The sequence below is a fragment of the Frankia sp. CcWB3 genome (genome assembly GCF_977927595.1).
This window is the reverse complement of the sequence record NZ_CDWRCK010000027.1, coordinates 1-12,969: the sequence shown is the minus strand read 5'-3', so window position 1 is coordinate 12,969 and position 12,969 is coordinate 1. Positions and strand designations below refer to the sequence as shown.

The following is a 12,969-nucleotide window of genomic DNA, read 5'->3' as shown; positions in this document are numbered from 1 at the left end:
CTCGGACACCTACCCCTACGTCGACGTGCGCGAGGACGACGCCTCCATCGGGCACGAGGCGAGCGTCTCCAAGGTCGGCGAGGACCAGCTGTTCTACCTGATGAGCCGGGGCCTGTCCGAGGAAGAGGCGATGGCGATGGTCGTGCGCGGCTTCGTCGAGCCGATCGCCCGGGAGTTGCCCATGGAGTACGCCCTCGAGCTCAACCGCCTCATCGAGCTGCAGATGGAAGGTGCGGTCGGCTGATGGTCGTCATCGACGCCACCGGTCGGCCCCCGGCCGCCTCCGGTGCCGTACCCCGTCCCGTACGGTCCCGTAACCCGCTCGACCACGCCGTGCCCACCGGACGCGAGGAGGCGTGGCGGTTCACCCCGCTGCGCCGGCTGCGCGGACTGCCGACCGGCCCCGAGGCCGACGGCAAGGTCTCCGTGTCGGTCACGGCGCCCGCGGGGGTCGAGGTGGAGCAGCTCGCCGTCGGCGACGCCCGGATCGGCCGGGTGCTGACCCCGGCCGACCGGGTGGCTGCCTTCGCCCTGACCCGGTCGGCGGGCGCGCTCGCCGTCACCGTCCCGGCCGAGGCCGCGCTCACCGAGCCGGTGGTCGTGCACCTGCACGGTGAGAGCCCCAGGTCCCCGGCCGGGTTCGTCGCGACGAGCGGCGACGGCGGGCGGCGCGGCTCCCCGGGCGGGGTGGCCTACGGTCACGTCCTCGTCGAGGTGGGCCCGTTCGCGTCGGCCACCGTGGTGCTCGACCATACCGGCAGCGCCACCTACGCCGGCAACGTCGAGGTGTACGTGGGGCACGGCGCCTCGCTCACCTTCATCACCCTGCAGGACTGGGACGACGACGCCGTGCACCTCGGCGCGCACGCCTACTCGCTGGGGCGCGACGCCCGGCTGCGCTCGTTCACCATCACCCTCGGCGGTGACCTGGTGCGCCTCAACCCGACCGTGGACTACCGCGGGCCCGGCGGCGACGCCGAGCTCTACGGCGTGTTCTTCACCGACGCCGGCCAGCACCAGGAGCACCGGCTGCTCGTCACGCACGAGCCGCGTTCCTGCCGCAGCCGGGTCACCTACAAGGGCGCGCTGCGCGGGGACGCCGCCCACGCGGTGTGGATCGGCGACGTCCTCATCGGCGCCGACGCCGTGGGCACGGACACCTACGAGCTCAACCGCAATCTCGTGCTCACCGACGGCGCGCGGGCCGACTCGGTCCCGAACCTGGAGATCCTCACCGGTGAGGTCGCCGGTGCCGGTCACGCCAGCGCCACCGGCCGGTTCGATGACGAGGCGCTGTTCTACCTGCAGTCGCGGGGGATCTCGCCCGAGGAGGCCCGCCGGCTCGTGGTGCACGGCTTCTTCGCCGAGATCATCGACCGGATCGACGTGCCGCAGCTGCGGGAGCGCATCATGACCAAGGTCGCCGGCGAGCTGTCGGCGGAGGTGGGCGGATGACGACCGCGACCGGCGGTTCTGCCGCGGGCGGCTCCTCGGTCGCCCCGCGGTGGCACCGGGTGTGTGCCGCCGCGGACCTCGCCGAGGGCAGCGCGATCGGCACCGAGATCGAGGGTGTGCCGGTGTGCGTGGTGCGGTCGGGCGGGGCGGTCTACGCCGTGCGCGACGAGTGCTCGCACGCCGACGTGATGCTCTCCCAGGGCGAAGCCGAGGACGGCAAGATCGAGTGCTGGCTGCACGGGTCCCAGTTCGACCTGGCCAGCGGCGTCCCGCTGAGCCTGCCGGCGATTGAGCCGGTGCCCACGTACGCAGTGACCGTCGACGGCGACGACGTGCTCGTCGACGTTACCCATCCAAACGTTACACATTCGAACCCGGAACGAGGGTGACGGCAGCGGTGTCCACACTGGAGATCCGCAATCTGCATGTCTCGGTGGAGACGGACGGCGAGGGCACGCGCGAGATCCTGCGCGGGGTGGACCTGACCGTCCGCAAGGGCGAGACGCACGCGATCATGGGGCCGAACGGGTCGGGCAAGTCGACGCTGTCCTATGCGATCGCGGGCCATCCCAAGTACACGGTCACCGAGGGCAGCATCACGTTCGACGGCGAGGACGTCCTCGCGATGAGCGTCGACGCCCGGGCCCGGGCCGGGATCTTCCTGGCGATGCAGTACCCGGTGGAGATCCCCGGGGTCTCGGTGTCGAACTTCCTGCGCTCCTCGGTCACGGCCGTGCGCGGCGAGGCGCCGAAGCTGCGGACCTGGGTCAAGGAGGTCAAGACCTCCATGGCTGCGCTCGAGATGGACCCGGCGTTCGCCGAGCGCAACGTCAACGAGGGCTTCTCCGGCGGCGAGAAGAAGCGTCACGAGATCCTGCAGATGGCGTTGCTCAAGCCGAGGATCGCTGTGCTGGACGAGACCGACTCCGGCCTCGACGTCGACGCGCTGCGCATCGTCTCCGGAGGCATCGAGTCGGTGCGGGCCCAGGGGGAGACGGGCATCCTGCTCATCACCCACTACACCCGAATCCTGCGCTACATCCGTCCTGAGTTCGTCCACGTCATGGCGGCGGGGCGGATCGTCGACGAGGGCGGCCCGGAACTGGCCGCCGTGCTGGAGGAGTCCGGCTACGACCGCTACGCCAAGGGTGGCGGCGCTCCCACGCCGGCCGGCGTGGGAGCGGTGTCATGACGCTGACCGACGCGGCCGTGCGCCTGGGGCCCGGACCCCGGCTCGTTGGCGGGTTCGACGTCGAGCAGGTCCGCCGGGACTTCCCCGCCCTGGCCCGCACGGTGCACGACGACCGGCCGCTGGTCTACCTCGACAGCGCCGCCACCTCGCAGAAGCCGCTGGCGGTGCTCGACGCCGAGCGGACCTACTACGAGCTGCACAACGCCAACGTGCACCGCGGCCTCCACGTGCTGGCCGAGGAGGCCACCGGGCTGTACGAGGCCTCCCGGGACAAGGTCGCCGCCTTCATCGGGGCGGGCGACCGCCGGGAGGTGGTGTTCACCAAGAACTCCTCGGAGGCGCTGAACCTCGTCGCCTACGCGATGAGCAACGCCGGGGCCGCCGGCGCCGAGGCGGAGCGGTTCCGGGTCGGCCCGGGTGATGAGATCGTCGTCACCGAGATGGAGCATCACTCCAACCTCGTGCCGTGGCAGATGCTGGCCCGGCGCACCGGGGCGACGCTGCGCTGGATCGGGCTGACCGACGACGGCCGGCTTGACCTGAGCAACCTCGATTCGATTATCACCGAGCGGGCGAAGGTCGTCGCCTTCGTCCACCAGTCGAACATTCTCGGCACGATCAACCCGGTCGCGCAGGTGGTGGCGCGGGCCCGCGAGGTCGGCGCGCTGACCGTGCTGGACGGCTCCCAGTCGGTGCCGCACAACCCGGTCGACGTCACCGATCTCGGGGTGGACTTCCTGGCCTTCACCGGGCACAAGATGTGCGCGCCCACCGGGGTCGGGGTGCTCTGGGGGCGCTACGAGCTGCTCGAGGTCATGCCGCCCTTCCTCGGCGGCGGCGAGATGATCGAGCTTGTCACCATGGAGGGCTCGACCTACGCGGCGCCGCCGCACCGGTTCGAGGCCGGCACCCCGATGATCGCCCAGGTGGTCGGGCTCGGCGCGGCTGTCGACTACCTGACCGCGCTCGGCATGCCGGCCGTCGCCGAGCACGAGCACGCGGTGACGGCCTACGCGCTGGACGCCTTCGCCGAGGTGCCGGGGTTGCGGATCATCGGTCCGCCGACGGCGGACGCCCGCGGCGGGGCGATCTCCTTCGTGCTGCACGAGGACGACGGCCGGCCGATCCATCCCCACGACGTCGGACAGATCCTCGACGAGCGCGGCATCGCCGTGCGGGTCGGGCACCACTGCGCCCGGCCGGTCTGCCTGCGGTTCGGGGTACCTGCGACGACCCGCGCGTCGTTCCACCTTTACACGACGACCGGTGAGGTCGACGCCCTGGTGGAAGGACTGCACGGGGTCCGGAGGTTCTTTCTGAGGTGAAACTCGACTCCATGTACCAGGAGATCATCCTGGACCACTACCGCAACCCGCTCCACCGGGGGCTGCGGGATCCCTTCGACGCCGAGGTGCACCACGTCAACCCGACCTGCGGCGACGAGGTGACCCTGCGGGTGAAGGTCTCGGACGGGGTCGTCGAGGACGTCTCCTACGAGAGCGAGGGCTGTTCGATCAGTCAGGCGTCGGCGAGCGTCATGAGTGATCTCGTGATCGGCAAGCCGGTCGACGCGGCGCTGAAGCTCGAACGCGAGTTCTTGGCGCTGATGCAGTCGCGGGGCACCGTCGAGGGTGACGAGGACGTGCTGGAGGACGCCGTGGCGTTCGCCGGCGTCTCCAAGTACCCCGCCCGGGTGAAATGTGCCCTGCTGTCCTGGATGGCCTGGAAGGACGCGACCGCCAAGGCGATGGATCCGAGCGTCGCCGGTGCCGGTGCCGCCGCATCCACCTCTGTCGCGTTCCCCCGCGTCGCCCCCCTCGACGTACCCGAGCAGGAGAAGCCATGAGCGAGACGGTGACCGAGACGCGCTCGACCGAGACGGGAGAAACCGCCGAGGCGGCGGACCAGCCCGCCGGGGTCCCGAAGCCGCTGCTGGACCCGGACCCGACGGGACCGGGCGCCCCGCCGGAGCTCGCCAGCTTCGAGGACATCGAGGAGGCGATGCGCGACGTCGTCGACCCCGAGCTCGGCATCAACGTCGTCGACCTCGGCCTCGTCTACGGCATCCACGTCGCCGACGACAACACCGTCACCCTCGACATGACGCTGACCTCGGCGGCCTGCCCGCTCACCGACGTCATCGAGGACCAGACCCGCTCCGCCCTGGTCGATGGCCCGGACGGGCTGGCCGCGGATGTGACCATCAACTGGGTCTGGATGCCGCCGTGGGGACCGGACAAGATCACCGACGACGGTCGCGAGCAGCTGCGCGCGCTCGGCTTCAACGTCTGACGGCCGCCGGCTGCCGGGCCGCCCGCCCTCGGGCTGCCGTCCGCCCTCGGCCCACCGGATGAACAACCGGTGGGGTTCACGCAACATACGGCTGGCTACCCAGCAACCACCGCTCACTCCGCCCGTGTCCGCCCGCCAGGCTTGTAGGGTCGGAACCAGGCGATCGGCGTCGTCATCGGCCCATTTCGGCGGGGCTTTCCGCATCGTGACGTGGTGTCCGGCCCCGCCGGTCGTTCGGAGATCGAGCCGGAAGACGGGAGCCTGTCTGTGCCGAGCCCGCGGGTCCTCGGTCTGGTGCTGGCCGGGGGTGCCGGACGGCGGCTGGCGCCGCTGACCGCGGACCGGGCGAAGCCCGCCGTCCCCTTCGGTGGGCTGTACCGCCTGATTGACTTCGTGCTGTCCAACCTGGTGAACGCGGGCTACCTGCGCATCGCGGTCCTGACCCAGTACAAGAGCCACAGCCTCGACCGGCACATCACGACGACGTGGCGGATGAGCAACCTGCTCGGCAACTACGTCACGCCGGTGCCGGCGCAGCAGCGGCTGGGGCCGCGATGGTTCGCCGGCAGCGCCGACGCCATCCACCAGTCGCTGAACCTCGTCTACGACGACGCCCCGGACATCGTCGTGGTCTTCGGCGCGGACCACGTGTACCGGATGGACCCGCGGCAGATGGTCGCCCAGCATCTCGACAGCGGAGCCGGCGTCACCGTCGCCGGGCTGCGGGTACCGAGATCCGAGGGCCGGGCGTTCGGGGTTATCCAGACGGCGCCCGACGGCCGCACGATCGAGGCGTTCCTGGAGAAGCCCGCCGATCCGCCGGGTCTGCCGGGCAGCCCCGAGGAGACGTTCGCCTCGATGGGCAACTACGTCTTCTCGACGGACGTGCTGATCGACGCCCTGCGCAAGGACGCCGCCGACGAGGACAGCGTCCACGACATGGGCGGGAACATCATCCCGATGCTCGTGGCCCAGCGGGCGGCGGCGGTGTACGACTTCGCCGGCAACGTCGTCCCGGGCACGACGCTGCGTGACCGCGGCTACTGGCGCGACGTCGGCACCGTCGACTCGTACTTCGAGGCGCAGATGGATCTGTGCGCGCTCGACCCGGTGTTCAACCTCTACAACCGGGAGTGGCCGATCCTCACCAGCATCCCCTCGCTGCCACCGGCGAAGTTTGTGCACGATGGCCTGCAGCGCACCGGCACGGCCATGAACAGCATCGTCAGCAACGGAGTCATCATCTCCGGGGGCACGGTGCGCTCGTCGGTGCTGTCCCCGGGAGTGCGGGTGAACTCCTGGGCCGAGGTCGACCACACGGTGCTCCTGGACAACGTGGTCGTCGGCCGGGGGGCCGTCGTCCGCGATGCCATCCTGGACAAGAACGTGCACGTGCCGGCGGGCGCCCAGGTCGGGGTGGACAAGGACCGGGATCGCGCCCGCGGCTACACCGTGAGCGAGCAGGGCGTCACCGTCGTCGGCAAGGGCATCACGATCGCCGACTGAACCGGCCGCCATCCCCCTATCCGCCCGCACCCGTCCCGTCACGGCACCGTTGGGAGAGACCGCACATGCGCGTCGCCATGCTCACCCGGGAGTACCCCCCGGACGTCTACGGCGGGGCGGGTGTGCACGTCGAGTACCTGAGCCGGGAGCTCGCCCGGCTGGTCGACCTCACCGTCCACCGCGAGGGGCCGGCGCCGGGCGGCGGGGCGCCGGGCGGTGGGCCCGCGGGTGCGGTGCCGTCGACCGGTGCCGTCGACCGGTGCCGTCGACCGGCCGGTGGTCGAGAGGGCGGGTGCCCCGGGCGTCGCCGCGGTCGCGGCGCACCGGAGCTGGGCCGCGCTCGCCGACGCGAACGACGCGCTGCGGACCGTGTCGATGGACCTGTCTATGGCCGCCACGGCGGCCGGCGCGGACGTGATCCACTCGCACACCTGGTACGCGAATCTCGGTGGCCATCTCGCCGCGCTGCTCGGCGGCGTCCCGCACGTGATGACCTCGCACTCGCTGGAGCCCCGGCGTCCCTGGAAGGCCGAGCAGCTGGGCGGGGGCTACCGGGTGTCGTCCTGGTGCGAGCGGGTCGCGATCGAGTCGGCGGCCGCCGTGGTCGCGGTCAGCGCGGGCATGCGCGCGGACATCCTCGATGCCTACCCGGCGGTCGATCCGGCCCGCGTGCACGTCATCCGCAATGGCATCGACACCGACGAGTACCGTCCGGACACCGCGACCGACGTGCTGGAACGCCACGGGGTGGACCCGGATCGGCCGACGGTGATCTTCGTGGGGCGGAGCACCCGGCAGAAGGGGCTGCCGGTGCTGCTGCGGGCGGCGGCGGCGATCGACCCCCAGGCGCAGCTCGTGCTCTGTGCCGGGGCCCCGGACACCCCTGCGCTGTTCACGGAGATCACCGACCTGGTCGAGGGCCTGCGCGCCGGCCGCGACGGCGTGGTCTGGCTGCCCGGGATGCTGACGAAGCCGGAGGTGATCCAGCTGCTCAGCCATGCCACCGTGTTCGTCTGCCCGTCGGTCTACGAGCCGCTCGGCATCGTCAACCTGGAGGCGATGGCGTGCGGCACCGCGGTCGTCGCCTCCCGGGTTGGTGGCATTCCCGAGGTCGTCGACGACGGCGTCACCGGTCTGCTGGTGCCGCCCGACGACCCCGGCGCGCTGGCCGGGGCCGTCAACGAGGTGCTCGCGGACCCGGTCCGGGCGGCCGCGATGGGCCACGCGGGCCGGGACCGGGCCGTCACCGAGTTCGGCTGGGCTGCGATCGCCGAGCGCACCGCGCGGCTGTACGCGTCGCTGACTGGCGGCTGACGGCTCAGCTCGGCTGGGGCTGTCAGCTCGTCCAGGCCGTTTCGGAGACCGGGGAGCGACCGAGCAGCGGACGCCACCAGGCTTCGTTCTCCTTGTACCAGGCGATGGTCGACCGCATGCCCTCGGCGAAGTCGATCAACGGCGCCCAGTCCAGCTCGGTCCGCAGCTTGGTGGAGTCCAGCAGGTAGCGGCGGTCGTGCGAGGGACGGTCGGGCACGATCGTCTTCAACGACGCGGGCAGACCGAGCTCGGCGAGCACCGTGTCGGCGATCGTCTCGATGTCCGCTTCGACGCCGGATCCGACGTGGTAGGTCTCGCCGAGCCGCCCGCGGTCCAGAACCGCGTCGATCGCCCGGCAGTGGTCCATCACGTGCAGCCACTCGCGCCGGTTCGTGGTAGAGGCGTACATCGGGAGCGACTCGCCCTGCAGCGCCCGGGTCACGAACAGGGGGATGACCTTCTCCGGAAACTGGTAGGGACCGTAGTTGTTCGAGCAGTTGGTGATCGTCACGGGGAGGTTGTAGGTAAAGCCATAGGCGCGTACGGCGTGGTCCCCGCCGGCCTTCGCCGCGTTGTAGGGCGTGCGGGGGAGGTAGGGGGAGTCCTCGGTGAAGGCGCCGGGGTCGTTGAGGTCCATGTCGCCGTAGACCTCGCAGGTGGAGATCTGGTGGAAGCGGGCCACCCCGACCGTGCGGGCCGCCTCGAGCAGGGCCTGGGTACCCATCACGTTCGTCGAGAAGAACTCGCCGGGGCGAATGATCGCCAGACTGTTGTGCGACTCGGCGGCGAAGTTCACCACCACGTCCACGGAGTGCTCCCGCAGCACCGACTCGACGAGCTCCTGGTCACGGATGTCGCCGTGGACGAACGTGACGCGGTCCGCGACGTCGGCGAGGTTCTCCCGGCAGCCGGCGTAGGTCAGGGCGTCGAGCGCCACGACCGCGTCCCCCGGATGCCGCGTCCGCCAGTAGCGGACGAAGTTCGATCCGATGAACCCGGCGGCTCCGGTCACGAGGAGCGTCGACATGGTGTGCCTTTCGATCGGTGCGCAGGCGCGGCGACGCCTGCGGCTGGGCGGTGGACGGACGTCGTCCATGTTCTCGTGGCGGGCGGGCACCGGCCTGGCCCGCGCGCGGCCACCCGGACGACGGCGGGTGACCGTGGGCGCACGGGCACCCTACGCTCTGGCGCGTGGCGGGCCTGCCCGAGGGCTAGCCGGCGGCCACAGCGGCCTATGCCCCCCGTACTCTTGAGGTCATGAGCATCGTCGTATCGTGATCGTCGCGTGCCCGACCGTGCCGTCCTTGGTGGGCACGGTGCGCGACCTGCCCTGTGCCCGACCTACCCCGTGCCCGACCTCGGTCGTCCCGGTTCGCAGTGCTCTGGTGGGGTCCCCGCCGTTGTCCGTGTCAACCCGACGTCGCCGGTGTAACGCTCTGACGCTCGCCCGGCGTTGTCTGGAAGCCCGAAAGAGGCCCTACCTCGATGATCATTGTGTCCGAGCTCGAACTGCGTGCCGGAGCCCGCACTCTGATCGAGCCCGTATCCTTCCGGGTGCAGCCGAACGACCGGATCGGTCTCGTCGGGCGCAACGGGGCCGGCAAGACGACGTTGCTGAAGGTGCTTGCCCGGGAGGGGCTGCCGTTCGCCGGCACCGTCGACCTCCGGGGTGAGATGGGTTACCTCCCCCAGGACCCGCGTACCGGCGATCTGGCCGACACTGCCCGTGATCGTGTGCTGTCGGCACGTGGTCTCGACGTTCTCCTGCGCGAAATGGAGAAGCTGCAGCTGGAGATGGCCGAGCTGGTCGACACCACGGCGCGGGACGCGGCGATCCGCCGCTACGGCAGCCTGGAGGAGCGATTCGGGACGCTCGGCGGTTATGCCGCCGAGGCGGAGGCTGCCCGGATCTGCTCGTCGCTGGGCCTGGCTGACCGGGTGCTCGTCCAGCCCATCGGCACCCTGTCCGGTGGGCAGCGGCGGCGGGTCGAACTCGCTCGCATCCTGTTCGCCGGGTCCGGCAACGCCGACGCGACCCTGCTGCTCGACGAGCCGACGAACCACCTCGACGCCGACTCGATCGGGTGGCTGCGGGACTTCCTGCGCGCTCACACGGGTGGCCTGATCGTGGTGAGCCACGACGTCGACCTGCTCGACAAGTGCGTGAACAAGGTCTTCCACCTCGACGCCAACCGGGCCACCCTCGACGTCTACAACGTGAACTGGAAGACCTATCTCAACCAGCGCGAGCTGGACGAGCGCCGCCGTCGCCGGGAACGCGCCAATGCCGAGAAGAAGATCGACTCGCTGAAGGCGCAGGCCGACAAGATGCGCGCCAAGGCGACCAAGGCGCGGGCCGCCCATCAGATGGACCGGCGGGCCGAGCGGCTCGCGGCCGGGCTCGCCGAGGCGCGCGTCGCCGACCGGGTAGCCAAGCTGCGCTTCCCGGACCCGGCTCCGTGCGGCCGCACGCCGCTGACCGCCACCGGACTGTCGAAGTCCTACGGCTCGCTGGAGGTGTTCACCGGCGTGGACCTCGCGATCGACCGCGGCTCGCGGGTCGTGGTCCTCGGGCTGAACGGTGCCGGCAAGACCACGCTGCTGCGCATCCTGGCGGGCCAGGAGGCGCCCGACGTCGGTCAGGTGCATCCCGGTCACGGTCTGCGTCTCGGGTACTACGCGCAGGAACACGAGACGCTGGACACTAGCCGCTCGGTGCTGGACAACATGCGGGCCGCCGCGCCGGGGGCGTCGGACGTGGAGCTGCGTCGCATCCTGGGCGCGTTCCTGTTCAGCGGAGGCAGCGTGGAGCAGCGTGCCGAGACCCTGTCCGGCGGCGAGAAGACCCGCCTCGCGCTCGCCGGACTGGTCTGCAGCTCCGCCAACGTCCTCCTGCTCGACGAGCCGACGAACAACCTCGACCCCGCCTCGCGCGACGAGGTGCTTGCCGCGCTCGCCACGTACCGGGGCTCGGTCGTCCTGGTCACCCACGACCCGGGGGCCGTCGAGGCACTCGACCCGCAGAAGGTCCTGATGCTGCCGGACGGGGTCGAGGACAACTGGTCACCCGATCTGGCCGAGCTCATCACCCTGGCTTGAGCAGGAACCCTGCCCCGGGAACGGAATGGAGAACCTTTGTGAGTACGCAGGGCGGCACCAAGGCGGTCATGGCGGCACTGATCGCCAATCTGGGTATCGCGGTGGCGAAGTTCGTCGCGTTCCTGTTCACCCAGTCGTCGTCGATGCTGGCCGAGTCCATCCACTCGGTGGCCGACTCCGGCAACCAGGGCCTGCTCCTGCTCGGCCAGAAATGTTCCGTCCAGCCGCCGGACGAGGAGCATCCCTTCGGGTACGGGCGGGCGCGTTACATCGCCGGCTTCCTGGTCGGGATCGTGTTGTTCAGCGTCGGTGGGCTGTTCTCAGTGTATGAGGGCGTCGAGAAGCTGCGCCATCCGCATGAGCTGGAGAGCGGGCTGGTCGCGGTCGTCGTCCTGCTGACCGCGGTGCTGCTGGAGTCGTACTCCTTCGCGACCGCCATCCGCGAGTCGAAGAAGACGAAGGGCGACCAGTCCTGGTGGCGGTTTATCCGGGAGGCGCGGACCCCGGAACTGCCCATCGTCCTGCTGGAGGACCTGGCAGCCGAGCTGGGGCTGATCTTCGCGTTGCTCGGGGTCGGGCTGACCCTGGCACTCGACGACCCGATCTGGGACGGCGCGGGAACGCTGGCCATCGGCGTGCTCCTGCTGATCGTGGCCGTCCTCGTGGCGACCGAGGCGTACGGCATGCTGGTGGGCGAGGCCGCCGCCCCGGGAATGGTCGCCACCATCCGCGGCACGCTCGCCGCCGCCCCGGGCGTCGCCACGGTCATCCACCTGCGCACACTGCACCTCGGGCCGGACGAGCTGCTCGTCGCCGCCAAGATCGGTATCGGGGCGGAACTGGCGATGCCCGAGGTGGCCGCCACCATCAACGGCGCGGAGGCGGCGCTGCGGGCCGCGGTGGCGGTTCCGCTGCGCATCTTCCTCGAGCCCGACATCCTCCGCGACGAGCCGGGTCGACGACGGGATCCGTCAGCCGGTGCCGTCGGCGAGGCAGAGCCGCAGCGCGAGCGCGCTCAGAACGCCGAGGGACATCAGTACCACCGGCAGGTTTCCCGCTCGTAGCTTGTCTCCGGGCAGCTCCGGTCGGGGATGAGGCGCCACCGCGGCCACCAGTAACCAGGGGAACACTGGCAGCCAGGACTCTTCGACGTCGCCATCGGCCAGCCCGAGGACCGTCGCGAACAGCATCGTCGCGCCGGCCCCCACCAGCAGCGGCCAGCCCGGGGTCAGCCGCAGGCGGCGCGCCGCCCGGATGAGAACCGGCCCGCAGACGAGGACGACCACGGTCAGGTCCACGACGATCCAGGCCAGCGTGCCGGCGAGCCCCGGCCGTGGCGCGCTCGCCAGGGCCAGCCCGTCGGGCCAGGAGAAACCCCACGCGTAGAAGAGCCACAGCGGCAGGAGCGCACCCAGACCGGTCATGACATTGAGGATCGGGCGACGGCGGACGAAGTAGGCCGCGGCGACCGCCACGCCAAGCCATACCGGGGCGTAGCCGAACAGCCCCGCGAGGCCGAGCAGCAGCCCGCTTGCCAGCGCCCACCACATCGAGCGCCGACCCGGTTCGCATCCGACCACCCCCACCGCGACGGCCAGGGCGGCCAGGGTAGCCGTGACGGCGTCCGGGGACGCCGCCGTCCATCCGCTCCACGGGGCCAGGACGAGGACGGGGACCAGGCGCCGGGCGGCCGTCTCATGGCACAACGAGCGCACCGCGATCGAGACGGCGGGGACGACCAGCGCGCCCAGGGCGGTGAACAGTATCCCGATCGCGACCGCACCGTGCATCCCCACCCTGGTGAGCACCCAGACGGTCAGGACGGGGCCCGGAGGATGGGTCGGCAGGACGGCCGTGGTCCCCGCCGCGGCGTGCGCGGTGGTCGCGGTGTAGGTGGCGAGGAAGCCGAGCGGATCGTCACCGACGGCCTTCGCCGCCGCCAGGAGATCCGCCGGGATGCGAAGATCCGCCGTGATCTCCCCGGGTGCGACCAGCGCGAGCGTGCCGCTCCACGCCAGCGATCCGACGTAGCCCAGGACGAGCAGGGCGGTCCAGGGCAGCCTGTTCACCGGGCCGGTCGCCGTGGCCGGGGTGGCCGGGGTGTTCGGGGT

Annotated in this window: 12 protein-coding genes and 1 pseudogene; 11 read left to right on the top strand and 2 right to left on the bottom strand. The window is 71.1% G+C overall.

The window, feature by feature from the left end; translation table 11 throughout:
- From ACY5KJ_RS04000 to glgA, 9 genes and pseudogenes are all read left to right on the top strand, one after another.
- A partial coding sequence (locus tag ACY5KJ_RS04000) for a SufD family Fe-S cluster assembly protein (RefSeq protein WP_462202816.1) occupies window positions 1–244 on the top strand: 244 nt, incomplete at its 5' end.
- Window positions 244–1,455 (top strand): Fe-S cluster assembly protein SufD, encoded by a 1,212-nt coding sequence (gene sufD / locus ACY5KJ_RS03995; RefSeq protein ID WP_462186240.1) that lies wholly within the window; start codon window positions 244–246, stop codon window positions 1,453–1,455. The genes ACY5KJ_RS04000 and sufD, both read left to right, overlap by 1 nt.
- Window positions 1,452–1,844, top strand: coding sequence for a non-heme iron oxygenase ferredoxin subunit (locus ACY5KJ_RS03990; protein WP_462186241.1), 393 nt, complete (start codon window positions 1,452–1,454; stop codon window positions 1,842–1,844). The genes sufD and ACY5KJ_RS03990 overlap by 4 nt, the downstream gene beginning before the upstream one ends.
- Window positions 1,845–1,852: 8 nt before the next feature.
- Window positions 1,853–2,647: a Fe-S cluster assembly ATPase SufC gene (sufC, locus tag ACY5KJ_RS03985; protein WP_462186242.1), complete on the top strand. Its 795-nt coding sequence runs from the start codon at window positions 1,853–1,855 to the stop codon at window positions 2,645–2,647.
- Complete coding sequence (locus ACY5KJ_RS03980) at window positions 2,644–3,972, top strand: cysteine desulfurase (protein ID WP_462186243.1); 1,329 nt, start codon at window positions 2,644–2,646, stop codon at window positions 3,970–3,972. Before sufC ends, ACY5KJ_RS03980 begins: the two co-directional genes overlap by 4 nt.
- The gene (sufU, locus tag ACY5KJ_RS03975; protein ID WP_462186244.1) at window positions 3,969–4,493 is read left to right on the top strand and encodes a Fe-S cluster assembly sulfur transfer protein SufU; all 525 of its coding nucleotides are present in this window, start codon (window positions 3,969–3,971) and stop codon (window positions 4,491–4,493) included. The genes ACY5KJ_RS03980 and sufU overlap by 4 nt, the downstream gene beginning before the upstream one ends.
- Window positions 4,490–4,939, top strand: coding sequence for a metal-sulfur cluster assembly factor (locus ACY5KJ_RS03970; RefSeq protein WP_462186245.1), 450 nt, complete (start codon window positions 4,490–4,492; stop codon window positions 4,937–4,939). The genes sufU and ACY5KJ_RS03970 overlap by 4 nt, the downstream gene beginning before the upstream one ends.
- 267 nt (window positions 4,940–5,206) lie before the next feature.
- Entirely contained in the window at window positions 5,207–6,445 is a 1,239-nt protein-coding gene (gene glgC, locus ACY5KJ_RS03965; protein WP_462186246.1) for a glucose-1-phosphate adenylyltransferase, read from the top strand.
- A 65-nt stretch (window positions 6,446–6,510) separates the two neighbouring features.
- Window positions 6,511–7,759: pseudogene (gene glgA / locus ACY5KJ_RS03960) on the top strand (glycogen synthase).
- A gap of 22 nt (window positions 7,760–7,781) precedes the next feature.
- Here the strand turns inward: glgA and rfbB are convergent.
- Window positions 7,782–8,786 carry a dTDP-glucose 4,6-dehydratase gene (gene rfbB / locus ACY5KJ_RS03955; protein ID WP_462186248.1) on the bottom strand — a complete coding sequence of 335 codons (1,005 nt, stop codon included), beginning with the start codon at window positions 8,784–8,786 and terminating at the stop codon, window positions 7,782–7,784.
- Window positions 8,787–9,244: 458 nt separating this feature from the next.
- Here rfbB and ACY5KJ_RS03950 point away from each other — a divergent pair, with 458 nt between their 5' ends.
- Both ACY5KJ_RS03950 and ACY5KJ_RS03945 read left to right on the top strand, forming a co-directional pair.
- Window positions 9,245–10,858 (top strand): ABC-F family ATP-binding cassette domain-containing protein, encoded by a 1,614-nt coding sequence (locus ACY5KJ_RS03950; protein ID WP_462186249.1) that lies wholly within the window; start codon window positions 9,245–9,247, stop codon window positions 10,856–10,858.
- 38 nt (window positions 10,859–10,896) lie between these two features.
- Window positions 10,897–11,922 carry a cation diffusion facilitator family transporter gene (locus ACY5KJ_RS03945; protein ID WP_462202815.1) on the top strand — a complete coding sequence of 342 codons (1,026 nt, stop codon included), beginning with the start codon at window positions 10,897–10,899 and terminating at the stop codon, window positions 11,920–11,922.
- Here ACY5KJ_RS03945 and ACY5KJ_RS03940 read toward each other — a convergent pair.
- A partial coding sequence (locus ACY5KJ_RS03940; protein ID WP_462202814.1) for a hypothetical protein occupies window positions 11,830–12,969 on the bottom strand: 1,140 nt, incomplete at its 5' end. The genes ACY5KJ_RS03945 and ACY5KJ_RS03940 overlap by 93 nt on opposite strands.

What these genes read in the sequence shown, in the direction of transcription:
- ACY5KJ_RS03970 (WP_462186245.1), top strand. Translation starts at nt 4,490, where the DNA reads ATGAGCGAGACGGTGACCGAGACGCGCTCGACCGAGACGGGAGAAACC.
- sufD (WP_462186240.1), top strand. Translation starts at nt 244, where the DNA reads ATGGTCGTCATCGACGCCACCGGTCGGCCCCCGGCCGCCTCCGGTGCC.
- ACY5KJ_RS03990 (WP_462186241.1), top strand. Translation starts at nt 1,452, where the DNA reads ATGACGACCGCGACCGGCGGTTCTGCCGCGGGCGGCTCCTCGGTCGCC.
- ACY5KJ_RS03980 (WP_462186243.1), top strand. Translation starts at nt 2,644, where the DNA reads ATGACGCTGACCGACGCGGCCGTGCGCCTGGGGCCCGGACCCCGGCTC.
- ACY5KJ_RS03950 (WP_462186249.1), top strand. Translation starts at nt 9,245, where the DNA reads ATGATCATTGTGTCCGAGCTCGAACTGCGTGCCGGAGCCCGCACTCTG.
- rfbB (WP_462186248.1), bottom strand. Translation starts at nt 8,786, where the DNA reads ATGTCGACGCTCCTCGTGACCGGAGCCGCCGGGTTCATCGGATCGAAC.